This is a genomic window from Empedobacter tilapiae, from assembly GCF_004785645.1.
Lineage (GTDB): Bacteria > Bacteroidota > Bacteroidia > Flavobacteriales > Weeksellaceae > Empedobacter > Empedobacter tilapiae.
Genome location: NZ_SRPE01000005.1, coordinates 146,171 through 172,892, shown reverse-complemented (window position 1 = coordinate 172,892; position 26,722 = coordinate 146,171). Strand labels below are relative to the sequence as shown.

General features: G+C 31.4%; 17 protein-coding genes. 11 read left to right on the top strand and 6 right to left on the bottom strand.

Annotation, left to right across the window (positions count from 1 at the left end; all coding sequences use genetic code 11):
• Positions 1-3 precede the first annotated feature (3 nt).
• The 8 genes from rpoB to E4J94_RS08235 all read left to right on the top strand — a co-directional run bounded on the left by rpoB (position 4) and on the right by E4J94_RS08235 (position 15,271).
• A complete protein-coding gene (gene rpoB, locus E4J94_RS08270; RefSeq protein ID WP_135835359.1) occupies positions 4-3,846 on the top strand; it encodes a DNA-directed RNA polymerase subunit beta in 3,843 nt (1,280 codons plus the stop codon).
• A 62-nt stretch (positions 3,847-3,908) separates the two neighbouring features.
• A complete protein-coding gene (gene rpoC / locus E4J94_RS08265) occupies positions 3,909-8,186 on the top strand; it encodes a DNA-directed RNA polymerase subunit beta' (protein WP_135835358.1) in 4,278 nt (1,425 codons plus the stop codon).
• A complete protein-coding gene (locus E4J94_RS08260) occupies positions 8,186-8,479 on the top strand; it encodes a DUF3467 domain-containing protein (RefSeq protein WP_019974304.1) in 294 nt (97 codons plus the stop codon). The genes rpoC and E4J94_RS08260 overlap by 1 nt, the downstream gene beginning before the upstream one ends.
• 233 nt (positions 8,480-8,712) lie before the next feature.
• Entirely contained in the window at positions 8,713-10,032 is a 1,320-nt protein-coding gene (locus E4J94_RS08255) for a dihydrolipoamide acetyltransferase family protein (RefSeq protein WP_135835356.1), read from the top strand.
• A gap of 89 nt (positions 10,033-10,121) precedes the next feature.
• Positions 10,122-11,318 (top strand): helix-turn-helix domain-containing protein, encoded by a 1,197-nt coding sequence (locus tag E4J94_RS08250; protein ID WP_135835355.1) that lies wholly within the window; start codon positions 10,122-10,124, stop codon positions 11,316-11,318.
• On the top strand, positions 11,308-12,372 hold the full coding sequence (locus E4J94_RS08245; protein ID WP_135835354.1) for a tetratricopeptide repeat protein: 1,065 nt from the start codon (positions 11,308-11,310) through the stop codon (positions 12,370-12,372). The genes E4J94_RS08250 and E4J94_RS08245 overlap by 11 nt, the downstream gene beginning before the upstream one ends.
• Positions 12,373-12,530: 158 nt before the next feature.
• The gene (locus E4J94_RS08240) at positions 12,531-14,555 is read left to right on the top strand and encodes a T9SS type A sorting domain-containing protein (protein ID WP_135835353.1); all 2,025 of its coding nucleotides are present in this window, start codon (positions 12,531-12,533) and stop codon (positions 14,553-14,555) included.
• 212 nt (positions 14,556-14,767) lie between these two features.
• A complete protein-coding gene (locus E4J94_RS08235; protein WP_135835352.1) occupies positions 14,768-15,271 on the top strand; it encodes a hypothetical protein in 504 nt (167 codons plus the stop codon).
• Here the strand turns inward: E4J94_RS08235 and E4J94_RS08230 are convergent.
• The 4 genes from E4J94_RS08230 to E4J94_RS08215 all read right to left on the bottom strand — a co-directional run bounded on the left by E4J94_RS08230 (position 15,255) and on the right by E4J94_RS08215 (position 18,379).
• Positions 15,255-15,737, bottom strand: a complete 483-nt coding sequence (locus tag E4J94_RS08230) for a hypothetical protein (RefSeq protein ID WP_135835351.1) — start codon at positions 15,735-15,737, stop codon at positions 15,255-15,257. The two genes, E4J94_RS08235 and E4J94_RS08230, sit on opposite strands and share 17 nt — an antisense overlap.
• A 20-nt stretch (positions 15,738-15,757) precedes the next feature.
• On the bottom strand, positions 15,758-16,237 hold the full coding sequence (locus tag E4J94_RS08225; RefSeq protein ID WP_135835350.1) for a hypothetical protein: 480 nt from the start codon (positions 16,235-16,237) through the stop codon (positions 15,758-15,760).
• A gap of 63 nt (positions 16,238-16,300) precedes the next feature.
• Entirely contained in the window at positions 16,301-16,756 is a 456-nt protein-coding gene (locus tag E4J94_RS08220) for a hypothetical protein (RefSeq protein WP_135835349.1), read from the bottom strand.
• 108 nt (positions 16,757-16,864) lie between these two features.
• Positions 16,865-18,379, bottom strand: a complete 1,515-nt coding sequence (locus tag E4J94_RS08215) for a Do family serine endopeptidase (RefSeq protein WP_135835348.1) — start codon at positions 18,377-18,379, stop codon at positions 16,865-16,867.
• A gap of 162 nt (positions 18,380-18,541) precedes the next feature.
• Here E4J94_RS08215 and dapF point away from each other — a divergent pair, with 162 nt between their 5' ends.
• Genes dapF through E4J94_RS08200 form a run of 3 tightly spaced genes read left to right on the top strand, consistent with a single transcriptional unit; the run spans position 18,542 to position 21,780 of the window.
• Positions 18,542-19,318, top strand: a complete 777-nt coding sequence (gene dapF / locus E4J94_RS08210) for a diaminopimelate epimerase (RefSeq protein WP_135835347.1) — start codon at positions 18,542-18,544, stop codon at positions 19,316-19,318.
• A 9-nt stretch (positions 19,319-19,327) separates the two neighbouring features.
• Positions 19,328-20,350, top strand: a complete 1,023-nt coding sequence (mltG, locus tag E4J94_RS08205; RefSeq protein WP_135835346.1) for an endolytic transglycosylase MltG — start codon at positions 19,328-19,330, stop codon at positions 20,348-20,350.
• A gap of 29 nt (positions 20,351-20,379) precedes the next feature.
• The gene (locus tag E4J94_RS08200; protein ID WP_135835345.1) at positions 20,380-21,780 is read left to right on the top strand and encodes an FAD-binding oxidoreductase; all 1,401 of its coding nucleotides are present in this window, start codon (positions 20,380-20,382) and stop codon (positions 21,778-21,780) included.
• Between the two features lie 40 nt (positions 21,781-21,820).
• On the opposite strand, the gene E4J94_RS08195 is transcribed toward E4J94_RS08200, so the two are convergent.
• Together E4J94_RS08195 and E4J94_RS08190 are read right to left on the bottom strand one after the other, a co-directional pair.
• A complete protein-coding gene (locus E4J94_RS08195) occupies positions 21,821-23,842 on the bottom strand; it encodes a hypothetical protein (protein WP_135835344.1) in 2,022 nt (673 codons plus the stop codon).
• Positions 23,843-23,955: 113 nt separating this feature from the next.
• On the bottom strand, positions 23,956-26,703 hold the full coding sequence (locus E4J94_RS08190; protein ID WP_135835343.1) for a TonB-dependent receptor: 2,748 nt from the start codon (positions 26,701-26,703) through the stop codon (positions 23,956-23,958).
• Positions 26,704-26,722: the final 19 nt, after the last annotated feature.

Sequence of the window (26,722 nt, the reverse complement as noted above, 5' to 3'; positions counted from 1 at the left end):
AAATTGGCCACTAAAGCAACATTAAGCAACTCGACTGAGAAAAAAGAAAGATTGAACTTCTCTTCTGCAAAAGCAGTCGCTCAGTTCCCAGATTTCCTTGACATTCAGATCAAATCGTTTGAAGATTTTTTCCAGTTGGAAACAAGACCTGACCAACGAAAAAATGAAGGTCTTTACCGAACATTTGCTGAGAATTTTCCAATTACGGATACTCGCAATCAGTTTGTTTTAGAATTCTTAGATTATTTCGTAGATCCACCACGTTACACAATTGATGAATGTATCGAAAGAGGATTAACGTACAGTGTACCATTGAAAGCTCGTCTTAAATTGTACTGTACAGACGAAGAACACGAAGATTTCGAAACTGTAGTGCAAGACGTATACTTAGGAACAATTCCTTACATGTCTCCTTCAGGATCATTCATTATTAATGGTGCAGAGCGTGTTATTGTATCTCAATTACACCGTTCTCCTGGGGTATTCTTCGGACAATCTTTCCATGCGAATGGTACAAAATTGTACTCATCTCGTATTATTCCTTTCAAAGGATCTTGGATTGAGTTCGCAACAGACATCAACAGCGTAATGTACGCTTACATCGATCGTAAGAAAAAATTACCATTAACTACTTTATTACGTGCTATCGGATACGAAAGAGATAAAGATATCTTAGAAATTTTCGACTTAGCTGAAGAAGTAAAAGTTAATAAAGCTAATTTAAAGAAAGTTGTAGGTCGTAAACTTGCTGCACGTGTATTAAATACGTGGCACGAGGATTTCGTAGATGAAGATACAGGAGAAGTTGTATCTATCGAGCGTAATGAAATTATCTTAGACCGTGAAACAATCTTAGAGAAAGATCACATCGATCAAATCGTAGATTCTGGTGTTAAGACGATCTTATTACACAAAGAAGATATCAATTCTGCTGATTATGGAATTATCCATAATACTTTACAAAAAGACCCTACTAACACTGAAAAAGAAGCAGTAGAGTACATCTATAGACAATTACGTAACGCTGAGCCACCAGATGAGGAGACGGCTAGAGGAATTATTGACAAATTATTCTTCTCTGATCAACGTTATTCATTAGGTGAAGTAGGTCGTTACAGATTAAATAAAAAATTAGGCTTAAGCATTAGCGAGGATATTCAAGTATTGACTCGTGAAGATATCATTTCGATTATTAAATACTTAATCGAATTAATCAACTCTAAAGCAGAGGTGGATGATATTGACCACTTATCTAACCGTCGTGTAAGAACGGTAGGTGAGCAAATGGCTAGCCAATTCGGAGTAGGTTTAGCTCGTATGGCTAGAACTATCCGTGAAAGAATGAATGTTCGTGACAATGAAGTGTTTACACCTATCGATTTGATTAATGCGAAAACATTATCATCTGTTATTAATTCATTCTTCGGAACGAACCAGTTATCTCAGTTCATGGACCAAACAAATCCATTATCAGAGATTACACACAAACGTCGTTTATCAGCATTAGGACCTGGAGGTTTATCAAGAGAAAGAGCGGGATTCGAGGTACGTGACGTACACCACACTCATTACGGACGTTTATGTCCAATTGAAACTCCTGAGGGACCAAACATTGGTTTGATTTCGTCATTATGTGTATTCGCTAAAGTTAATAACTTAGGGTTCATCGAAACACCGTACAGAAAAGTAGAAGATGGAAAAGTGGACGTCGAATCAGCACCAATCTATTTAACTGCGGAAGAGGAAGAATCTAAAGTAATTGCTCAAGCCAATATCGACATGGCAGACGATGGTACTATTGCTACTGAACGTGTAACTGCTCGTGAGGATGGGGATTTCCCTGTTGTAACACCGGCAGAAGTTGATTTAATCGACGTTGCACCTAACCAGATTGCTTCTATCTCAGCATCATTAATTCCTTTCTTGGAGCATGATGACGCCAACCGTGCGTTAATGGGATCGAACATGATGCGTCAGGCAGTTCCATTATTAAAACCTCAAGCACCAATTGTAGGTACTGGATTAGAAAAACAAGTTGCAAAAGATTCAAGAATCTTAGTAAATGCAGAACGTGAAGGTACAGTAACTTATGTTGATGCTGATCAAATAACAATAAAATATGATCGCTCAGAAGACGAAGAATTAGTAAGCTTCGATACTGCTGAGAAAACATATAATTTAACTAAATTCAGAAAAACGAATCAAGGAACTACAATAACGTTGAAACCAATCGTAAAAGTTGGGGATCGTGTTGAGAAAGGACAAGTTTTATCTGAAGGTTATGCAACAGAAGGAGGAGAATTAGCAATTGGTCGTAACATGGTTGTTGCCTTTATGCCTTGGCAAGGGTACAACTTTGAGGATGCAATTGTAATCTCTGAGAAAGCTGTTCGTGAAGACTGGTTTACATCTATCCACATCGATGAATATTCATTAGATGTACGTGATACAAAATTAGGTATGGAAGAGTTAACTTCAGACATTCCTAATGTTTCGGAAGAGGCTACAAAAGACTTAGATGAAAACGGTATGATTCGTATTGGAGCAGAAGTAAAACCTGGTGATATTTTGATTGGTAAGATTACTCCAAAAGGAGAGTCTGATCCAACTCCAGAAGAAAAATTATTACGTGCAATCTTTGGTGACAAAGCAGGTGATGTTAAAGATGCTTCTCTTAAAGCTTCTCCATCATTACGTGGTGTTGTTATTGATAAAAAATTATTTTCACGTAGTATTAAGGATAAACGCAAACGTTCTCAAGACAAAGCTATTATTGATAGTGTAGAAGCTGAGTACGATGTTAAATTCAACGAATTAAGAGAGATATTATTAGAGAAATTATACGTTTTATTAAACGGAAAAACTTCTCAAGGTATTTACAACGACTTGAACGAAGAAGTGATCAAGAAAGGAGTAAAATATACACAAAAAATCTTATCTAATGTTGAAGATTTCTTAAACTTAACTGGAGCAGAATCTCTTTGGACAACAGACGAGGATAAGAATGAATTAGTAAAAGAGTTAATACATAATTATAAAATTAAGTATAACGATTTACAAGGAGCTCTTAACCGCGAAAGATTTACAATCTCTGTTGGAGACGAGTTACCTGCAGGTATCGTAAAATTAGCGAAAATCTATATTGCGAAGAAACGTAAATTAAAAGTAGGGGATAAAATGGCGGGACGTCACGGTAACAAAGGTATTGTTGCACGTATCGTTCGCGACGAAGATATGCCTTTCTTAGAAGACGGAACACCAGTAAATATTGTACTTAACCCACTTGGGGTACCATCTCGTATGAATATCGGTCAGATTTATGAAACGGTATTAGGATGGGCTGGACTTAAAATGGGGCAAAAATTTGCTACACCTATCTTTGATGGTGCTGAAATCGCTGATATCGATCGAATCACAGAAGAGGCAGGTATTCCAAAACATGGTACAACATATTTATATGATGGTAACACTGGTGAACGTTTTGATCAAAAAGCAACTGTAGGGGTGATTTACATGTTGAAATTAGGACATATGGTTGATGATAAAATGCACGCACGTTCTATCGGACCATACTCATTAATTACTCAACAACCATTAGGAGGTAAAGCACAATTTGGTGGACAACGTTTCGGAGAGATGGAGGTTTGGGCATTAGAAGCATTTGGTGCATCTAATATCTTACGCGAAATCTTAACAGTTAAGTCGGATGACGTAATTGGACGTGCGAAAACTTACGAAGCAATCGTAAAAGGAGAGCCAATGCCAGAACCTGGTATTCCAGAATCATTTAACGTATTGTTACATGAATTACAAGGTCTTGGATTAGACATAAACTTGGAAGAATAATAGGGAAACCTATTATTCTACCTTTTTCGTTATAATAATATAATTGTTAGATACATTTCTATATGTCAACAAAAAATAAAACAAGTCAATTCTCAAAAATTCGTATTGGGTTAGCTTCTCCAGAATCGATTCTTCAAGAATCTAAAGGTGAAGTTTTAAAACCTGAAACGATTAACTATAGAACGCACAAACCAGAGCGTGACGGGTTATTCTGTGAGCGTATCTTTGGACCTGTAAAAGATTATGAATGTGCCTGCGGAAAATATAAAAGAATCCGTTATAAAGGTATCGTTTGTGATCGTTGTGGGGTTGAAGTTACTGAAAAGAAAGTTCGTCGTGAGCGTATTGGACACATCAATCTTGTTGTGCCAATTGCACATATTTGGTATTTCCGTTCATTACCAAACAAAATTGGTTACATCTTAGGATTACCATCTAAGAAATTAGACATGGTAATTTACTACGAAAGATATGTAGTGATTCAAGCAGGTATCGCAAAAGGACCAGAAGGTGAAGAGTTAAATAGATTAGATTTCTTATCAGAAGAAGAGTATTTAGATATTTTAGAAACTCTTCCAATCGAGAATCAATACCTAGAAGATACAGATCCTAATAAATTCGTTGCGAAAATGGGTGCTGAAGCATTAGAAGACTTATTATCTCGTATCAATTTAGATGAGTTATCTTACGAATTAAGACACAAAGCACATAACGAAACTTCTAAACAACGTCGTACAGAAGCGTTAAAACGTTTACAAGTTGTTGAGTCGTTACGTGAGTCAAATATGCACCACGTAAACCGTCCAGAATGGATGGTAATGCGCGTTATTCCGGTTATTCCACCAGAATTACGTCCATTAGTTCCATTAGATGGTGGTCGTTTTGCAACATCAGATTTAAATGATTTATATCGTCGTGTAATTATCCGTAATAATCGTTTGAAACGATTAATGGAAATCAAAGCGCCAGAAGTAATCTTACGTAATGAAAAACGTATGTTACAAGAAGCGGTTGATTCATTATTCGATAACACGCGTAAAGCATCAGCTGTTAAAGCAGATGGTAACCGTCCATTAAAATCATTATCTGATTCATTAAAAGGTAAACAAGGTCGTTTCCGTCAAAACTTATTAGGTAAACGTGTGGATTATTCTGCTCGTTCTGTAATTGTTGTTGGACCAACACTTAAATTACACGAATGTGGTTTACCAAAAGATATGGCAGCTGAGTTATACAAACCATTCGTAGTTCGTAAATTAATCGAACGTGGAATTGTGAAAACAGTTAAATCGGCTAAGAAAATTATCGATAGAAAAGAACCAGTTGTTTGGGATATTTTAGAAAATGTAATCAAAGGTCACCCAGTTTTATTAAACCGTGCCCCTACGTTACACCGTTTAGGTATCCAAGCATTCCAACCGAAATTAATTGAAGGTAAAGCAATTCGTTTACATCCATTAGTGTGTACTGCCTTCAATGCCGATTTCGATGGTGACCAGATGGCCGTTCACTTACCATTAGGACCAGAAGCTGTTTTAGAAGCACAATTATTAATGTTGGCTTCTCAAAATATTTTGAATCCTGCTAATGGTTCTCCAATTACTGTACCTTCTCAGGATATGGTTTTAGGTCTTTACTATATGACGAAAATTCGTCGTACAGACCACCAATTTACAGTAAAAGGTGAAGGATTAACTTTCTATTCAGACGAAGAAGTTCAAATTGCATACAACGAAGGAGCTGTTGACTTAAACGCACCAATTCGTGTAAAAGGAACAATTCGTGTAGGAGAGGAGTTAGTAGAAAATCAATTAATCGAAACTTCAGTAGGACGTGTGTTATTTAATCAAATCGTTCCGAAACAAGTAGGTTATATTAATGAAGTATTAACGAAAAAATCGTTACGTACAATTATTAATAAAATCATCAAGATTACAGATTTCCCTACAACGGCTGCTTTCTTAGATGATATGAAACAATTAGGATACCGTAATGCCTTCGAGGGTGGTTTATCATTCTCATTAGGAGATATCTTAATCCCGGAACAAAAGAAAGACCTTATCTCAGGTGCAATCAACCAAGTTGAGAACATTAAGATGAACTATAATATGGGTCTTATTACAAATAACGAACGTTACAACCAAGTTATTGATGTTTGGACAACAACAAACGCAACATTAACAGAAATTGTAATGAAACGTATGACAGAAGATCAACAAGGATTTAACTCTGTATTCATGATGCTTGATTCTGGAGCGCGTGGATCTAAAGAGCAAATTCGTCAGTTATCAGGTATGCGTGGATTGATGGCTAAACCTCAAAAAGCTGGTTCTACTGGTGGGGATATCATCGAAAACCCAATTATCTCTAACTTCCGTGAAGGTCTGTCTATCTTAGAGTACTTTATTTCTTCGCACGGTGCGCGTAAAGGTCTTGCCGATACTGCCTTAAAAACTGCCGATGCTGGATACTTGACTCGTCGTTTAGTTGACGTTGCACAAGACGTTATCGTAATGCACGAAGATTGTGGTACATTAAGAGGTTTAGAAGTATCTGCACTTAAGAAAAAAGAAGAAATTATTGAAAGTTTATCTTCTCGCGTATTAGGTCGTACTTCATTAAATGATATTTACAACCCAGATAATGGTGAGTTAATCATTGCAGCTGGTAACATTATCACAGAAGATATAGGTGAAGCTTTAGAAGCTGCAGGTATCGAAAATGTAGAAGTTCGTTCTCCATTAACATGTGAAGCGAAAACTGGAATTTGTGCTAAATGTTACGGACGTAACTTAGCTACAGGTAAAGGTGTTCAGAAAGGTGAATCAGTTGGTGTAGTTGCTGCACAATCTATTGGTGAGCCTGGTACACAGTTAACATTACGTACTTTCCACGTTGGGGGTACTGCGGGTAACGTTTCTGAGCAAAATACAGTTAATGCTAAAGTTGACGGTACAGTTGAGTTTGATGACTTACGTACAGTTGAATCGACAGATGATGCAGGTAACAAAGTAGATACAGTTGTTTCTCGTTCTACAGAGATGAAAGTAATTGATGAATTAGGAAACGTTCGTCAACAAACTAACATTGCTTACGGTACTATTTTATCTGTTAAAAATGGAGCTAAAGTTCAAAAAGGTCAAGAGATTGCAAGTTGGGATCCTTATAATGGGGTAATCATTGCGGAATCTACTGGTAAAATCGAATACGAACAATTAGAGCAAGGGGTAACTTATCAAATTGAAATTGATGAGCAAACAGGATTCCAAGAAAAAGTTATTTCTGAATCACGTAATAAAAAATTAGTTCCAGCGTTAAGAGTTATCACGATTGATGGTGAAGAAAAAACATACAACTTACCAGTAGGTGCACACTTAATGGTAAATGATGGTGAAAAAATTAATGCAGGTAAAATCTTAGTTAAGATTCCTCGTAAGTCAGCTAAATCTGGCGATATTACAGGAGGTTTACCTCGTATTACAGAGTTGTTAGAGGCTCGTAATCCATCTAATCCATCAGTTGTTTGTGAAATGGATGGAGTTGTATCTTTCGGTAAAATAAAACGTGGTAACCGCGAAATCATCGTTGAATCTAAAAATGGTGAAATCCGTCGTTATTTAGTTAAATTATCAGCACAAATCTTAGTTCAAGAAAATGACTTTGTACGTGCAGGTGAGCCTTTATCAGATGGAGCAATTACACCAGAAGATATTTTAAGAATCTTAGGACCAACAGCGGTTCAAGAATACTTAGTAAACGAGATTCAGGATGTATACCGTTTACAAGGGGTAAAAATTGATGACAAACACTTCGAAATTATCGTACGTCAAATGTTACGTAAAGTTCGTATTGTAGACTCAGGAGATTCAAGATTCTTAGAAGATAGTTTAGAGCACAAAGACGATTTCATGCAAGAAAACGATCGTTTATTCGGAATGAAAGTCGTAGAAGATGCTGGTGATTCTGACACATTAAGTGCAGGACAAATCATCACAGTTCGCGAATTACGTGACGAAAACTCTAAATTAAAACGTGAAGACAAAAACTTAGTAACAGCTCGTGAGGCTTTACCTGCAACGGCAGAAGCAGTTTTACAAGGTATTACAAGAGCGTCTTTACAAACTAAATCTTTCATGTCTGCGGCATCGTTCCAGGAAACTACAAAAGTTCTTAACGAAGCAGCTGTAGCTGGTAAAGTAGATGGTTTAGTAGGATTAAAAGAAAATGTAATTGTTGGACACTTAATTCCTGCTGGAACTGGATTAAAAGAGTATCAAAACATCATCGTAGGATCTAACCGTGAATACGAGGAATTAATAAACGCAAAACAAGAATTATAATGTCAGAAAATCAACAAAACGAAGGATTAAACATTGAGTTAAACGAATTAGTAGCTCAAGGTGTTTATGCTACAGGAGCAATCATCAACCACTCACCATCTGAGTTCGTTGTAGATTTCGTTCAATTTTTACCAGGTGCTAGACCATCAGTAAAATCAAGAATTATTTTGTCTCCATTACAAGCAAAACAATTATCTCAATCGTTAGCAGAAAACGTAACAAACTTCGAGAAAAACTTTGGTGAAATCAAAGAACCTCAAGTAAACAACGGTACTGCAACTTACGAAGCTTAAGAATCATTCTTAATATTTCAAAAGTCCCTCAATCTTATATTGGGGGATTTTTTTATTGGCTAAAACTATTAAATTGATAATATTAACTTTAGAAACTCTTAGTGTGTTATGATATTCGTAATATATTTAATTAATATTATTAATATGATAAAATTAAAATAGATTAAACTTGTTTACAGTATTTTTTTGAATCGAAAAAATGTTTAGATTTGTATTTAGCAAATAACACAAGAATGTCTGACTATAAATTAATTCTACCTTCTATGGGAGAAGGTGTAATGGAAGCTACTGTAACAAATTGGATCAAGAATATTGGTGATTCAATTGCTGAAGATGAATCGGTTGTAGAAATCGCAACTGATAAAGTAGATTCTGATGTTCCTTCGCCAGTAGCGGGAGTTTTAAAAGAAATCTTAGTTCCGGTAGATGGAATTGCAAAAGTAGGTGAGCCTATCGCAATTTTGTCTGTTGATGGAGTTGTAGAACAAGCTGATTCGGCAGAAGAAGTAGATACAAATAGCGATCAGGAAATTGCTGATGCTGCAAAATCTATCGAGGCTGAAGTTGCAACAATCAAAACTGAAACGATTATTACTTCGTCTGATGATAAATTTTATTCTCCTTTAGTAAAATCTATTGCGAAAGAAGAAGGTATTTCTCAGGCTGAGTTAGATCAAATTTTAGGTTCTGGAAAAGACGGACGTGTAACGAAAGATGATATTTTAAATTTCGTTAAAAATAGAGGTAATCAACCAGCGAAAACAGTTGCTACGACTTCTGTTGCTGCAACAGTTGCTCAACCTCAAGCACCACAAGTACAATCTGCGCCAATTTCTGTTGGTGAAGGTGATGAAATTATCGAAATGGATAGAATGCGTAAAATTATTGCGCAAAATATGCTACAAGCAAAACAAATAGCTCCTCACGTAACATCTTTCGTAGAAGTTGATATGACGAATATTGTGTTGTGGAGAGATAAAAATAAAAATGAGTTTCAAAAGAAGCATGGTGAGAAAATTACCTTCATGCCGATTTTCATTGAAGCTGTTGCAAAAGCAATTCAAGATTTCCCAATGATTAATGTTTCTGTTGATGGAGATAAAATCATCAAAAAGAAAAATATAAATATTGGAATGGCGGCAGCTTTACCAAGTGGAAATTTAATTGTTCCTGTAATAAAAAATGCAGATCAATTTAATTTAGCAGGTTTAGCTTCTCAAGTTAATGATTTAGCAAATCGTGCACGTAACAATAAATTGAAACCAGTAGAAATTCAAGGAGGAACGTATACGATTACAAATATTGGTTCTTTCGGAAATACTTTGGGAACACCAATTATTCCTCAACCACAAGTGGCTATTTTGGCTGTTGGGGCAATCGTGAAAAAACCTGCAGTTATCGAAACTCCGCAAGGAGATATGATAGCAATTCGTCACAAAATGTACTTATCTCATGCATACGATCATCGTGTTGTTGATGGTGCGTTAGGAGGAATGTTTGTAAAACGTGTTGCCGAATATCTTGAGGCATTTGATATGAATACCCCAATATAATGTGAAATCGTTAAAAAATATAAATTATATATTCTAAAAACTCTGATGTAATCAGAGTTTTTTTATTTTTACAACTAAGCTTAGTTATAATGAAATTCGAATGTTTTTTTTTGTTGGTATTTTCTTTTTCGATCTTTTGTTTTTCGCAAAGTGTTGATGAAAATAATACTTTTTATCAAGAAGCTATTCAGCAAATTAGAAAAGACAATGGGAAAAGCATTAAGATTTATGAATACCTTATTAATAATGCAAAAAATCCTGAGCAAAAGATAAATTATGAACTTGATTTGATCAAAATCAAAGTTTTTGTTTCCAAAGACATTGAAGCATTGGATATTTACTTTGGAATTCAGTCAGAAGTAGAAGAATTAGATAATACAGAAATTAAAGATAAATATTATATAATTGGTTCTGATCTAGCTAGTTATTTAGGGTTTAAGGATTATTCTGAAAAATTATATAAAAAAGTGAAATCTAAAGACGAAAAGTGGCTGAATAGTATTCACCATAAGTTTTTAGACTTACGTAAAGATCTTTCTGTTTATTCAAATACAAAAAATCAGATTCAGTCAGAACTTAATGCTAATGTTGTTATAGATAGTTTGAACAAGACAACGAATGATGTAGAGCGATTTATATTCTTAAAAAGGCTCAAAACATATTATTTGACAACTAATTCTCTTGAAAAATTTGCCGACTATAATTCACAATTAACTTCTCTTAATGAGAGATTGAATGTAGAAAAAAGGAGCGCTCGTAATCATCTTGTTAATAAATTATTAGAACAAAATAAGCTAAGAATAGATAAAGAAGATAAAAATATTCAAACTTTATCTATCATATTTAGTGTAATTCTTCTTGGATTTATTGTGTGTCTTATCTTTTATAAAAAGAAAGTAAATACAATCAAGACTAATTTGATTTCGGATAAAGTAGAAAATGAAATTTTAATAAAATTGGAAACTTTCGAGAAAAATAAAGGTTTTTTAAATCAGAATATTACTATAACTACACTCGCAAAAGAACTTGATACAAATGTAAAATACTTATCTTCTATTTTAAATAATGTAAAACAAAAAAGCTTTAATAATTATATAAATGAATTGCGGATAGAGTATATTATAAAATGTTTAAAAGAAGATAAAAAGTTCCGTTTATATAAAGTTAGTCATCTAGCTACATTGAGTGGTTTTGCATCTCAAAGTAGTTTTACGACTTTTTTCAAATTAGTTACTGGAACAACACCTTCTGTTTTTATCAAAAAAATGACTGAAAATGAAGATTAGATTATTCTGTTTTTTATTATTATCCACTATTCAAGTTTTATTTGCGCAGAAAGTAGATAGTACTAGAATAGCTTATGATTATGTTTATTTTAATCCTAAGAAAGCAATTGAAATTGCAGATAGAATTATCAAAAAATCGACTGATAAAAATGATCAAATAACGGCAAGATTAATAAAGACAAATGCTTATACGTCATTAGATGATAGTTACAATGCGCTTAAATATGCATATGAAACATATGATTATGTAAAGAAGGAAAAAGATGTTTTTAATGAAGCTCGTATCTTGGGCAGATTAGGCGAATTATTTCAAGGTTATGGATTTAATACACAATCAAGAGAATATCTAGATCAATCTGTGAAGTTAATTTCATCAAATACATTTCCTGATGAAAAAAAAGCGATGTATTTGGGTAATATCTATGCAATAAAAGGAAATGGTTATAAAGATGATTTGGATTGCGATTTTGCATTAAAATATTATAATAAAGCTATCAAAGAATATAAAAATTCAGAAAGTAATCAATCAATTTTGAATAACTTGGCTCTTGTTTATATCGAAAAATCAAATTGTTTGATTGATAAAAACATTCTAGATTCTGCTAAAATTTACTTAAATGAAGCGATGGAAGTTATCAATAGAAATAAATTAGAAGAATATGATCAATCGGCTAAAATTAGCTTAGCTAGAGTTTACCAATATGAAAAAGATTATAAAAACTCGAATAAATTATTGAATGATGTTTTAAAGAATCTTCAGTCCTCAGAATCATTACAAGTTAGTAACCTTATATATAAATTATTAGCTCAAAATTATTATGAATTAAAAGACTTTGAAGCTTATAAGAGATATACAGATCTTGTAAATAAAACAAATATTCCATTAGAGAAAAAGTTTTTGAAAACTCAGGAAAAAAGTTTGGATTATTTATTACACAAAGATGAGAATCTAGTTATGAAATTAACAAAATTATGGATGCCAATTTCATTAATTTTTATATTATTAATTTTATTTTTTCGGAAAATTTATATAAAATATAAAAAAGGAAATTAATATAAGTTTCTTAAATGTTGAAATTTAATTAAATGTAAAACAATGTTTTATGTTTGTTTTTGCGGTTAATGAATTTAAGTAAAATTCATTGTTATTAAACTTATATAAATTTTATTTGTAACAAAAGTTTTTTTCATTTGATAAAAATAACACATCATATGAAAAAAACTTTTATACTTTTAGCTACACTTTTTGGAATAAGTTCAACTTATGCTCAAACTATTTTTGATAAAAGCTCAAAAAATCTTATTGAGAGAGTTTCTAATAATAATGAGGACAAACTAAATAAAAAATTTGACCTTGTTTCATATAATAAAGCTAAAATGTTTAGCTCTCCTTCGGAAGCTTTAGAATCTACAGCAGGAAGTTCATTTAATAAATCAGCAGATGATTTGAAACCTTTTGCTACTATTGACATACAAGGTTGGGGATATGCAAATAATGTAGATAATGGTGAAACACTATTCTTCGGAGCAGAATATAAATTCAAAGCAGGTGCATATTTTGCGTTCACATTGTATACAGATGATTTAAAAATTGATAAGCAATTTAAGATAGATATTCCTGAAACAGCGAATAGGGTACAAGTTGTAAGTAATTTTTCTTCTAAAGTATTAGATAACAATAATAAATTAATTATTCCAATTTATGTGCATTATTTTGAAGGAGGACAAGGTCCTGATTTTCAAAAACACGCAATTTGGTTTGTAAGCGAAACAGGAGAAATTATTTCGAAAGTTGAATCTGCTGGAGCAGAGATTATTGTTGATTCTAAAGGGAAAACAAACATATTTACTTACGGAGATACTAATGCAGAATATTTTTTAAATAAAATCGATTTAAATAATTCAGCTAATAACAAACAGGTTACGATAAATGCTGATTTGGTTAATTATTTTGCAGGTATCCCAATTGTTCATAAAAATTTAAACGGAAAAGATTATATTGTTTTCAATCATTACACAGAAAGATTAGTAGATAATAATACAATGGAGTTTAATGAAAAAGCAAAATATGCTATGGATTTCATTAACTACGATACATTTACTATCGAAAAAACATATAAATTACCTGTAATTGGATTTGATCAAGAGAATCCATATACAATTCCAATGGTAACTTATGGGATGTTTTATAATGATGATAAATACGATATTACACAAACTACTTTTAATACAGATAGTAAAATAGAGTTTCTTTATGGAACATATTTTTATAATATGATCTTAGATAGTGAGTGGTATAATTATTATGTTGTTAATGAAGATGGTGTTATAATAAAAAAATTAGAGGAAGAGATTGTAAATGCAGGCGCAGAGATAGGAGTTACTTTACAAGAATTACCTAATCAGAAAGATCAAGTAGCAATGCTTGTTGGAGGTAAAGAAGGAATTTCGAATATCAAAATTTATAATTTACCAGAATTTGATTTGGTTTATGATTTCTCGGCTTTACATAATGAAGATTTATTGTCTTTAAATTTTAATCGTATTACCAATGATAATTCATACAATTATTTATTTGGATTAAATTTTGGTGAATTAGAAGGAGAAAATGCATACGGAATTGTAAAGCATTATGATCCAAAAGGAAAAGAAGTTAAGAAAATTAGATTACCAATTTCTAATAAAACAGAAAATTTTTCGCCATTCTTGACATCTGCAACTTTAAATCCTTATATCATAAATTCTGATGATAAAATAGAATATATTTATGCATATCAAGATAAAATAAATAACAAAGTAGCCAATACATATGCAATTGCACAAGATGAGAATAATTTGGTAGCTTTGTTTGGAGGTCGTACAGAAAAAGGAAATGTTACAGGATCTGGCTACTTGTCAAATAGAAAAGGGAAAATTGATCGTATATATACGTATTATGGATCAGATTATAGTGCAACATCATATTTAACTGAGTTTTATAAATTGCCTTTAGAAACTCTAGCAGTGAATGATGTAACAAAGAATAATCAATCAATCAAATATCTAAACAATATCAAAGAAATTCGAATAGATTATGATTATCAAACATATCAAGTGTATAGTATAGATGGGAAATTAATTTCTAATGGAAATACGGTTAAAACTATTTTTACAAATGGATGGAATAAAGGAATTTATATCATCAAAACAATTGATAAATTAGGAAAGTCAAATACAGCTAAAATTGTTATTTTCTAATAATTAACACTAATTTTGAAAAAAGGCTTTAATTAATTAGAGCCTTTTTTCTTTAAAAATTATAAGTTTATCATATTTAATAAAAATATAATTGAGTAAAATGCTGTATTCTAGAATAGTAATAATATAGACTGACATGGAAGTAAAAAATTATAATAAAGTCGACGATTATTCAACCTTTTTTATAACTTTACTCTAATATTTATAAAAATATGGCAGCGCTTGTATCAATCTTAATTATTTTTTTAATTTTTGGAATATTTGTTTCGATATTCTTTATTATTGCTGTATCTGATGCTAAAGTCAGAGAAAAAAATGAAATACATACACTTAAGAGTTTACCAAGCAATGTAGATTTAAAAGCAGTAGTACGTTATAATATTGGTCGTCCTCAAGGAAGATTTTTGAAAATGAAATCTTTTCAAGGTAGTGGAGTTTTATATGTGCAAGGAGAACAATTAATTTTCAAGGATATTTTAGGAAATGAAGATCATGTTTTTGATTTACAAACCTGTAAATTATCTTGGGTTGAAAATAAAATAAATGGAATTACAAATGCTTTTAAAGTTGCAGATCATGAGGCTATCATCTTCTTTTATATAGATAAAGGAGTTTCTATATTTAATGCAATAGAAGAGAATGCTTCTACTTCAGATTTGTATATCCGTTTAAAAGAGTTACGTAAAAGTATCCGAAATGCTAAAAAAGTTGAGTAGGTAAATGAATAATTAATCCTGCACGAAAACCACTCATATCTTTAAAATCTTTATTTTCTCTGAACTCAAAAGAATAACCAGCATTTAACTCAACAATACTTAATACAGCAATACCAGCTTTTGGAGTAATTGTCCAAGGTGAAACTTCGGCTCGAATAACATAAAAAGCTGAATTGAAATTTGAGCTATACGGATCGCCTGAATTATTGCGAAAATTAAACATATATCCAGCTCCAACCTCTGGTATTACACGAAATTTATCTTTCATATAACCCAAGTTTGCATTGGCGCTAAAGGTCAAGATATTATTATTGTTTTGCACTAGAAATAAATCTGTTCCTATCTTACCAAAATTTCCATTCCAATATTCATAACCAACATTAATTGTAAAATAATCAGTAAGGTTTTGTTGCGCTTTCACTTGAAAACTACAGATTAAAACAAGGATTGCGATGATCTTTTTCATGCGATAAAATTAATGAATAATTAATAGATGTTGAAATTTAATGGAAGATTTAATCCAATACTAAACTGAAAACCATCGATAGTTTTGAAATTTGTTTTTTGTTTTATTTCTATTCCATAGCCGAATCCGATATCAAAAAAGGTGAAAAAACTAATTCCTCCTTTTGGGGTAAATGTATAAGGTGTGAATTCAGTTTCTGCAAATAAGCCTATACCTCCTAAGCGTTGAGGAAATTTGTAATAAGTTAGTCCAACTTCAGGAATAACACTTTTTTTTCCTTGCATAGCTGTAATATTAGCATTAATATCTAATTTTAGAAAATCTAATTCTCCAATTGACAGTAATCCAAAAACTCCTATTTTTCCAAAACTTCCAGCTTGATTAGAATACCCTATTGTTGGCCCATATAAAAACTCTTGTCCTTTTTGTTGTCTTGATTGTGCGAAAGAGAATACGCAGATTAGTAAAGCGAGATAAGAAATTGATAGTCTAAACTTCATAAGGATAGTTTTAAACAAATGTAAAATCTGTAAAAGATAGTTTAATCACTATTATTAATGATTTTATTTCAAATTGAAAGGTATATTTACTCCAATTGAAAATTGAAAACCTTTGATAGGTTTAAAACTATCTTTTTCATTAATCTTAAAACCATAGCCAAAACCAAAATCTACAAAAGAAGCTAATGAAATACCAGCTTTTGGAGTAATTGTATAAGGTGTAAATTCAGTTTCGATAAAAGGAAAAATGTATAGTAATTCTCTTGCTGCAATATAACCAGTAATTCCGATTTCTGGTATAACGTGGAAATTATCTCGCATATAAGCCATATTTGCATTTGCATCTAATTTATAAGAAATCAAATTATTTCCTAATCCAAAAAGAACAAATAAACCTGTTTTACCAAAATTACCAGATTGATTAGAATAGCTAATAGTTCCTCCTATAAAGTTATCTTGAGCATATGTAATAGGAGCAATAAATAGAGAAAGTACAATAATAATTTTTTTAAGATTCATAAGGTTTAATTTTTTATTAAATATAATTATTACAAAAATAAATAGCTATAACGTAATTTGTTATAGCTATTTATAATGATTGTTAAAACTTAAAATCGACTCAAAATTTTAATCCATCGTAAATCCTTTTGTATAGATTCGTCCGTAGTAATCTGCAAATTTGATTGATACACGGCCTTTATAATTTTTTAATATTTTTTCAATATCATCTTGAGAACTTACATTTTTATCATTAATAGATAAAATGATAAATTCTTCTTGAACACCTGCAGCTGCTAATTTTCCTGAATTATCAAGATGTTTTACCATTACACCATAATTAATACCGAAACTGTCTTTTTGACGCTCTGTTAATGGTTCAAATTCTGCACCTAAAACTTCTGTTGGAGTTAAATCAGCTTTACTTCTTACTTTTGTACTTCCTTTAGCATCTTTCAATGTAATTGTATACGTTTTTTCAGTATTTCCTCGTTTTACAGTAAGTGCTACTTTATCTCCTGGGCGTTTACTTCCAACCATGAAAGATAATGTAGAGAAAGATGTTATTTGTTTGCCATCTACAGCTGTAATGATATCTCCTTCTTCAATTCCAGAATCAATAGCAGAACCTTTCGCAACTAGTTCAGTCACCATTACTCCATTATCTGTTTTAATATTTTTCTTGAACTGTTTGTTGTATTGTTTTACAGCATCTTCATTCGATAAATCAAAACCTTTGATACCTAAATAACCACGTTGTACAATTCCGTACGATTTAATATCTTCAACCACTTTTTTTACCAAGTTAGCAGGAACAGCAAACCCATAACCAGAATAAGCTCCTGTAGGAGAAGAAATAGCAGTATTAATACCAATTAGATCTCCGTTAGCATTTACCAAAGCACCACCAGAATTCCCTGGATTAATTGCTGCATCTGTTTGAATAAACGATTCGATTGGTGATTCAGAGTTTTTACCTAAAATATTAATGCTACGACCTTTTGCCGAAACAATACCTGCTGTTACAGTAGAAGTTAATCCAAATGGATTACCAACTGCTAACACCCAATCTCCAACGTTAATTGCATCAGAATCTACAAACTTCGTAAAAGGTAACCCTTTCTCAGTAATTTTTAGTAATGCTATATCTGTACTTGGATCTGTACCAACTAGTTCCGCTGTATAACTTTTTTGATTATTCAATGTCACTTCAATTTTAGAAGCTCCTTGTATCACATGATTATTTGTAACGATGTAACCATCTTGCGAAATAATTACACCAGATCCCATTCCTGATGGTTGATCTTGATCAGGTTGCTGTTGTTGTCTTCTTTGTTGTTGTTCAGGTTGCCCAAAAAAGAAATCAAACGGATCAAACATTTGCTGTCTTTGTTGCTGTCTTTGATTTGAGTAATTTTTAATACTTACAACCGTATGCACAGCTTTGTTAGAAGCTTGTACAAAATTCGGAGCATCGTAACCATAATTTCCTTTATAATCTACAAACTCAAAGTCTCCGTTTTTTTGATTACTTGCATTTGTAATAAATGGATTATTTCCATTATCATTCATTAAATAAAAACCTCCCATAGTTGTCATAGAACTTACTAATCCAACTAATAAGTAACCTGTATATTTTTTCATCTTTTTTTATATAAGTTTTTAATGTTTTGATTAAATCAAATTTAAGACCAAAATTTTAACATTTCAAACCGTTTAACGCATGTTAACAATATATTATAAATGTTTTATAATATTAGTTAAGAGTGATTAAAATATCTTTACTTTGCTTAAAAATTTAAGAAGTTGAAATTAAAGTTTTATAAATATCAAGGAGCTGGAAATGATTTTGTCATGATTGATGATCGGGAAAAAAAGTTTCCAATCTCTACAGAATTGATTAATAGGCTATGTGATCGTAATTTTGGAATAGGAGCTGATGGTTTGATTTTGTTACAAAATGATGAAAATTCAGACTTCAGAATGGTATATTTTAATTCAGATGGAAACGAAAGTACAATGTGCGGAAACGGAGGGCGTTGTATTATTCGATTTGCACATGATTTAGATGTTGCCAATGACAAAATGACATTTAACGCGATTGATGGTTTACATCATGGTGTCGTAGATCAAGAGATTATTCGTTTACAAATGATTGATGTAAATGAAGTAGAAGATCATGACAAATATTTATTTATGAATACAGGTTCGCCGCATCATGTAGAATTTGTGGAGAATGTAAAAGATATAAATGTCTATAAAAAAGGAAAAGAAATTCGTAATGGAGCGCCTTATTTTGAGAAAGGTTCTAATGTGAATTTTGTTGAAGTTATGTCAGATAATAGTCTTACAATTCGTACGTATGAACGTGGAGTAGAGGACGAAACCTTAGCTTGTGGAACAGGAATTACAGCTGCAGCAATTTCTGCTTATGTAAAAAATTTGGTAGATAAAAAAGATATCAAAGTAAAAGCAATGGGTGGAGATTTATCTGTAAATTTTGAAGAAAATAATCATAACTTTGTCAATGTTTGGTTAAATGGACCAGCAGTAAAAGTTTTTGAAGGTGAAATTGAAATTTAATTCAATCCAATGAAAAAATTAAATTTAGTATTAATATTAATCTGTTCATTCGTATTTGTAGGATGTACATTTATAGACGGTTTCAAAGGAAATGCAACCAAAGATGGTTACATATATATTTCTCGTGGAGCTAAATTTGAGCAAGTTTTAGATTCTTTAAAACCATTTTTGAAGGATGAAAAATTGTTCAAACAATATGCAGAAGATGCAGATTATCCAGCAACGATAAAATCTGGAAAATATAAAATCTCAAGCTCAGATTCTAACCGCGATATTATTGATCGTTTGCAAGGAGGAGAGCAAGAGGAAGTGAAGCTTCGTATCAAAAATGAACCAACAATTTATCATTTGGCAGGTTCAGTTTCCAAACAAATTGATATGGATTCTATCGAAGTTTTGACAGCTATTCGTGATTTTGTGAAAGAGAAAAACGATACAACGTTAAATGACGAAACAGTTAAGCAATATTTTATTCCAGAAACGTATTTCGTGTATTGGGGATTAACACCTGAAAAGTTTGTTGATAAAATGGTAGCGCAACATGATAAAGTATGGAATGCAGAACGTTTGGCAAAAGCAAAAGCGCTTAACATGACACCTTTACAAGTGACAACATTAGCATCTATTGTTCAATTAGAATCGTCTGATAATATGGATGAACAACAAAAGGTTGCACGAGCATATATGAATCGTTTGGCAAAAGATATGCGTTTAGAGGCCGATCCAACTTCTATTTATGCGTACAAAATGGAAAATGGTTGGGATCAAAAAGTGCAACGTGTGTACAAAAAATGGACATGGTCTTCGAATGCATATAACACATATCGTAACAAAGGTTTACCTCCAGCACCAATTTGTTTACCAAATTTAGGTGCAATTGATGCGGTTTTATCACCAGCAAATCACGATTTTATATTCTTTGTTGCAGATCCTAAAAAACCAGGTTATCACATTTATACTAATGATTATCAGGAACATTTAAAAAATGCTGAAAATTATAGAAATTGGTTAAAGGAGAATAATATTAAATAATTGTATCTTTAGCTAAACCAATTTTAGCAATGACACAACAAAATTATACAAAAAGAGAATTCCTAAAATTGCTTGGTACAGGTAGTTTAGGAATTTTTTTTATGTCTTTTTATTCATTTGATGATTTTTTGGATGATGATTTAATTATCTTGACAAAGGATGATGAAAAGTATGATCAGTATCGAAAATCATTTAATAAAAGAATCGAGAAATTCCCAAAAATTATTGCAGTTTGTAAATCTGAAAACGCAATAAAAAAGGCGATTGCTTTAGCAAACGAAAAGAAATTTAAAGTAGCTATTCGAAGTGGAGGACATAGTTTTGAAGGTTTTTCGAACGTTGATAACGGAATGTTGATTCATCTTGGATTGATGAACAAAATTACGTGGTTGCAAGAGAATAGAGTGAAATTGCAACCAGCTTGTTTATTGCAGGAGATTTATGCTAATTTTTTACCTAAGAAAAGAATTATTCCAGCTGGATCATGTGGGACTGTTGCTGTCGGAGGTTTGACACTAGGAGGAGGTTATGGTTTTTTTAGTCGTAAATATGGTTTGACCTGTGATAATTTGCTTCGTGTAAAAATGATCGATTTCAAAGGAAATACAATTGATTCTGATAAAGATCCAGATTTGCTTTGGGCTTGCAAAGGAGGTGGAAATGGAAATTTTGGAGTTGTGACGGAATTACATTTCAAAACTTATCCAGCTCCACAATCGTTCAGCGGATATCGTATGAAATTTAATAATCTAACTTCAGATAAATTTGTCAAATTAATTCGGCTTTGGTTTCAAGCAACGGAAAAATTACCTAACGAAGCTTTTTCTGCTTTTGTGTTGAATGGAAAATTTTTAACAATATTATTCACAAATTTTGCAACTGATCAAACGAATTTTGAGAAAACATTCTCGAGTTTAATACCATTAGCGAATGATTACAAACCAATGAAGAATAGAAATTTGGCTGCTGCACTTAAAAATTATTATGGAGTAAAAGAACCAATCTATTTCAAGAATGCCTCTGCAGGATTGTACACAGGAATTGAAGATATAGAAAAAGGTTTAGAGGATATTTTCTCCAAAGTTGTTTCTTCAAAAGGAATGATTTATCAGATAAATACATTGGGCGGAAAAATTAATGAAATTAAATCTTCAGATTCAGCTTATCCTCATCGCGATATTAATTATTTGAGTGAATTACAAGCTTATTGGGATTTTCCTTCACAAGAAGAGAAATTAACAAAATCATTTGAAGAAGTGCAACAATTATTAAGAAATCTTGGGAATACGAAACAATACCGAAATTATCCTGATATTAATTATCCTGATGCAAATAATGCTTATTTCGGAAATAATTTGGCTCGATTGCAGCAATTAAAAAAGAAATATGATCCAAATAATTTGTTTGATTATCCACAAGTGATTAAATAAAAAAACTCCTGAAAAATTATTTTCAGGAGTTTTTGATTGATTATTTGAAAGCTTTTTTCATCTTAAATTTTAGCATATTCATTAATCCTGATTCGATAATATCAATACCTAAACCATAATTACTATCTGCAATTGTGTAATGATTATTTCGGAATTCCTCGAAATTTTCCATCGTAATTTCATGATTCGTCGAAGGATTGTATTCAATGTAAGCACTTCCTCCGTTTGACGTTATTTTTTTTCTACTTGAGTAGGTAAAATATTTATCATTAATTGTCGATTCTTGAATCGTATACTTTTCTTTTGTATCAATTTTTTGATCTGTTGATAAATTTATTTCATATTTTTCACTATCAAAATTATGCCAAAAACTTGCATCTTTGTGAATAAAATCTCGGACATTATTCTTAGGAATATTTCTGTCAAAAAACATTAAAAATCGCTCGTTTGTAACACGATCTTTAAAATATGGATTTTCGATTCGAGCTTTATATTTTATCGTTAATTCGTTCAGCTTTTTATCATCGGAAATAATATCAATTGACGTGTCTTTGAAAATTTCTCTCAAATCCATTTCAGGGCGATCAGCACTATAATTTAATGCATAATAAAAGAAACTATTCCAGCTGTCTATAATTTCGCGCTTATTTGTGTTCTTGAAATATCTACGCATATTATTTGCACGATTGTAACGATAAATAGATTCTGACTCTAAGAAACCTTCGTTTCCTTTTGCTGTTACACTAACTTTTTCATCTATACAAAACTTTGGAAACCTATAAGGAGGACGAATTTGTAAAGTTTCATTTGGTTTAATTTCTAAATAATGTGCAAAATAAATAAAGCTTCTATTTTCTAAGTAACCATACTCGTTACGCATTGTTGCATCAACGTAATATGTCTCATTATTATGTTTCACTTTTACAATCACATGATTGAATGCCAACAACGAAGGGAGATAATATTTGAAATAGAAATCAGTATTATAATTCAATAAAATGATGGATGATTCTAAACCTAAATAATCAAAAATAACTTTCAATAAAATAGACTTTGCTTTACAATCTCCTTGCTTATTTGTATAAGTTACTTCTGCTTCTTGCGGTTTGTGACCGCTCATTTCGTCTGCATTGTAGATATAATAAATATGGTTTTGAACATATTCTATCGCATATTCAATTTTATCTTCGATGTTTGAAAATTCGTTTAATTTCTCTATTAAACTTGGTGCAAAACTTTCTAAGTTAGCTTTGTTAATAACTTCTTCATAATAGGGTGATATAAAATTAGATAGTTTTTTCCAAGTACTTTTTGTAGCAAAATCGATGTATGGAAAAATTTCACGATTTGGATCAGTCGGATTTAGATAATTAACAAGTTTAAATGTATATGAATTACCAGAAGAAATCGTACCCTCTTCATTCTCAATTAAATTTCCATTTTCGTCACGGAAAAAGTTTTTCTTGTAAACAAATTCATCATCACGTTCATTGATTAATTCGAACGTATAATTTCCATATGCCCAATACGAATCAGGACTCACCCATAAATATCGACTATACTCTTTACGGACAAAATCTTTATCAGTAAATACTTTTTCTCTTGCATCTTCTAAAACAAGAATATCGTACAAACGCAAATCTTTGATAGAGATGTTTACTTTTTTACTTTTGTTAATTACGCCAGAACCACTATCATTTTCGTTATCCAAAACTTTTACAGTGATATCTGCTAATTTATCAATTAACTCTCCATCACGAATCACAGAAATTCTATGAATCAAATAAATTTCGTTTTCTTCGACAATTGTATCAAAAGTTGATGCTTTTTCTAAATTTGCAGGATCTGTCAAAGTGTAAGACATGTTCACATACTCGATATGTTTTTCTCGCGTTACGTAAAACTTTTTATCTAAAAAATAGCAATAATCACGTCCTTCATCTAAAATATTTTTCGAGAAATCAGTTTCTTTAGAAAGTTCAATAATTTGTTCGTCTGTTAAACTTTTCACCCATTCTTCTGGTTGGATGATTTTGTAAATTTCTTCTAGTTGATTCTCCATTTATTATTTTGATTTGTTGATTGGATTAAAAGTACAAAAATTAATCATAAAAGAAACGCGTCTATAAATTAGACGCGCTTCGATAAATAGTATGATAAATGTAATTTATTGATTTAGAACTTATATCTTAAACTCACGATAAAATATCTTCCTAAAACATTTTTAGTTGTAGTCGATATGTAGTTATCTGTAAAGCTATTCGAAACAATAATATTATTTCCTAATAAGTTTCCTCCTGTTACAGTTAAGTAAGTTTTTCGAGCAATATTATATCGTGCAGAAGCATTCCATTCTTTTGCTGTGTTTATTTCTACTCCATCACGGTATTGTAAACGATAAGAGAAATCGGTCTGAACTAATAATTTACTTGTAGCGGACCAAGCAGCTTCCCCGTATGGACGCCAGTTCGTAAATTTCTGTTCAGATAATGATTGGTATTTACTTAGGTTTAAATTAACCCCAGCTTTCAATTCAAATTTCTTTTTGAATGTAAATGAGTTTTCTAAATTGTATGTTTGATTAAAACTTTTATTGTTAACATTCTTCAAATCATCATTTGTAACAACTCCATTTTCATATTCAATATTTCGTGTAATTGTATAATAATTAGAAGTAGAAATATTACCTGTTAATCGTGCATTGTACCATTTAGCAAAGCGTTTTCCAATCATGAAATATCCTGAATAAGTTTCTTGGTTATTACCAGAATTAATTAAGGTATTGAACTGATAGTTATTTACAATTGTATCGTTTCCAGATATAATAAAATCACGGTTTAAAACAGATTGTGTTTGTATACTTTTTTCTTGTAACGTATAACTTAAATTCGCAAAAACATTAAAGAATGTGAACGAGTTAAAATGATTGAAATTGATACTTGCAGTATGCGTCAAAGCTTGTCTTAAGTTCCTATTTCCATAGAAAATCGATTGGTAACTTTGAATCGTATACGAGTCATTAAAATCTTTTGTATAAGGATAGCTATAGTTTTGTGTATAACTTGCGCGAACACTTGTGGCGTTGTTGAACTTGTATTGCAAATTCAGATGAGGTAAAACTTTTGTTTCCGAACGGTTTAATTTTTCTCCATCTTGGTATTTCGATTTCTCATTAAAGAATGAAACTCCCGCACCAGCATCTACTTGAAAGTTTCCTATTTTTTTTGTTAATGTTACATCTGCAAAAGTTTCATTATAATCTAAATCTGTATTACTAATTAATAAATTATTATTCATTAAATTTTTGAAATCATAGATTTTATTATCGAAATCTTGTGTACTAAAACTTGTTCCAGCTTTTATTTTAAGATTAGAAGTATTTGTTAGCAAATGATTATAAATTCCATATACTTGAGCAGTATTCAATACAAAATTTTGATCTTGATTGATATTAAATTGATTATTTACTTGAGATAAATTCTTGAATAAATCAAAAGATGAAAATGGATTAGTTGTTGATAAAACATTGTAATCTGGTGTATCTTTTTGATATTGATGACGGAAATATAGTCCAACATTATCATCTCGACCAACTTTACGGATATAAGATAAAGTTTGTGATAATGAGTAATTCTTTTGTTCAGAATTTACATTTCTAAAACTATTTTTTTGATCGTTATAATAGCTATCAACCAATTGCTCATTCTCGCTATCTAAATAATTAAAATTTAGACGATATTTAATTTGTCCTTTATCATTCGGATTATAATCTAAACGTAAACGTGACATTCCCATCAAAACATTGCTCTTATTTTGTTCCTGATCAACAGTTGTATAAGGAGTTTCGATGTTATTGTAGTAACGTTCAGATTTAGAATTATAGCGAATATTATTTGTATTAAGTAAACCAAAACCAGAGATTTTTAATTTCTTATTTGGTTCAACACCAAAATGCACAGCACCATTATAGGTATTCATACTTGGCGCATCATTTTTTGTCATTAAGTTTAGATTGTTTGAATTTCCTCTTAATGAGTAAATACTTCCTTCAGAATTAAACTCAGAATATCCACCAAAAAAACTTATATAATCATCCTGATCAAAAACTTGTTTACCGAATGTATTGAAATCATTAATCAATGTGGCATCAGTTTTTTCTGAAAAATAAAATACTTTAGCTTGTGCATCCGTGTGTTTATCAGTGTCTCCACCTAAAGTCACATTACCAAAAGCAAGACGCTTCATATCATCTTTTAGTTCGATATTTAACGAGAATTGTTCATCATCTTCTTGTAATGAAGAAGCAAACGGATTTGATTTGAACTTTGTGTTTAATTGAATTTTAGAAACTGCATCCGAAGGCAAATTCTTGTTTAATAACTTTTCGTTACCACCCAAAACTTCGCGTCCACCAACTGTTACTTGCGACATTGGTTTTCCTTTGTACATTACCTTTCCATTCTGAACTTCAATTCCAGGTAATTTTTTAAGAATATCTTCTAATGTTTCCTCATTTCCTACTTTGAAAGAATCAGCATCAAATTCGATTGTATCACCTTTTACTTTGATCGCTTGTTGAGCTTTTACAATTGTTTCTTTAAGAGAAATTTCTTTTCCTTTAGCAAGTTTAATCTTTTTGTTTATATTTTCAGTCAAGTCAACATTTTCAATGTAAGTTTCGAAACCAGACTGTTCAATTTCTATATCATATTTTTCGCCACAAGGTAATTTAAACTCAAATTCACCAGCATTACTTGTAAAAAGGAAACCTTTTCCTTCGTTTTTACTATCAAAGATAGAAACAGAAGCGTCGGTTACAGGTATCCCATTTTCGTCAGCAACGGATCCTTTCAATTTACATTCTTGAGCTAAAGAAAGTTGGGTAGAAGTAATGAATAAAACTAGATAGAGTATTTTTTTCATGTGTATATATTAGTGGGAG

What these genes read in the sequence shown, in the direction of transcription:
- E4J94_RS08255 (WP_135835356.1), top strand. Translation starts at nt 8,713, where the DNA reads ATGTCTGACTATAAATTAATTCTACCTTCTATGGGAGAAGGTGTAATG.
- E4J94_RS08240 (WP_135835353.1), top strand. Translation starts at nt 12,531, where the DNA reads ATGAAAAAAACTTTTATACTTTTAGCTACACTTTTTGGAATAAGTTCA.
- E4J94_RS08200 (WP_135835345.1), top strand. Translation starts at nt 20,380, where the DNA reads ATGACACAACAAAATTATACAAAAAGAGAATTCCTAAAATTGCTTGGT.
- E4J94_RS08250 (WP_135835355.1), top strand. Translation starts at nt 10,122, where the DNA reads ATGAAATTCGAATGTTTTTTTTTGTTGGTATTTTCTTTTTCGATCTTT.
- E4J94_RS08245 (WP_135835354.1), top strand. Translation starts at nt 11,308, where the DNA reads ATGAAGATTAGATTATTCTGTTTTTTATTATTATCCACTATTCAAGTT.
- E4J94_RS08215 (WP_135835348.1), bottom strand. Translation starts at nt 18,379, where the DNA reads ATGAAAAAATATACAGGTTACTTATTAGTTGGATTAGTAAGTTCTATG.
- E4J94_RS08195 (WP_135835344.1), bottom strand. Translation starts at nt 23,842, where the DNA reads ATGGAGAATCAACTAGAAGAAATTTACAAAATCATCCAACCAGAAGAA.
- E4J94_RS08260 (WP_019974304.1), top strand. Translation starts at nt 8,186, where the DNA reads ATGTCAGAAAATCAACAAAACGAAGGATTAAACATTGAGTTAAACGAA.
- E4J94_RS08225 (WP_135835350.1), bottom strand. Translation starts at nt 16,237, where the DNA reads ATGAAGTTTAGACTATCAATTTCTTATCTCGCTTTACTAATCTGCGTA.
- rpoC (WP_135835358.1), top strand. Translation starts at nt 3,909, where the DNA reads ATGTCAACAAAAAATAAAACAAGTCAATTCTCAAAAATTCGTATTGGG.
- E4J94_RS08220 (WP_135835349.1), bottom strand. Translation starts at nt 16,756, where the DNA reads ATGAATCTTAAAAAAATTATTATTGTACTTTCTCTATTTATTGCTCCT.
- E4J94_RS08235 (WP_135835352.1), top strand. Translation starts at nt 14,768, where the DNA reads ATGGCAGCGCTTGTATCAATCTTAATTATTTTTTTAATTTTTGGAATA.
- mltG (WP_135835346.1), top strand. Translation starts at nt 19,328, where the DNA reads ATGAAAAAATTAAATTTAGTATTAATATTAATCTGTTCATTCGTATTT.
- E4J94_RS08230 (WP_135835351.1), bottom strand. Translation starts at nt 15,737, where the DNA reads ATGAAAAAGATCATCGCAATCCTTGTTTTAATCTGTAGTTTTCAAGTG.
- E4J94_RS08190 (WP_135835343.1), bottom strand. Translation starts at nt 26,703, where the DNA reads ATGAAAAAAATACTCTATCTAGTTTTATTCATTACTTCTACCCAACTT.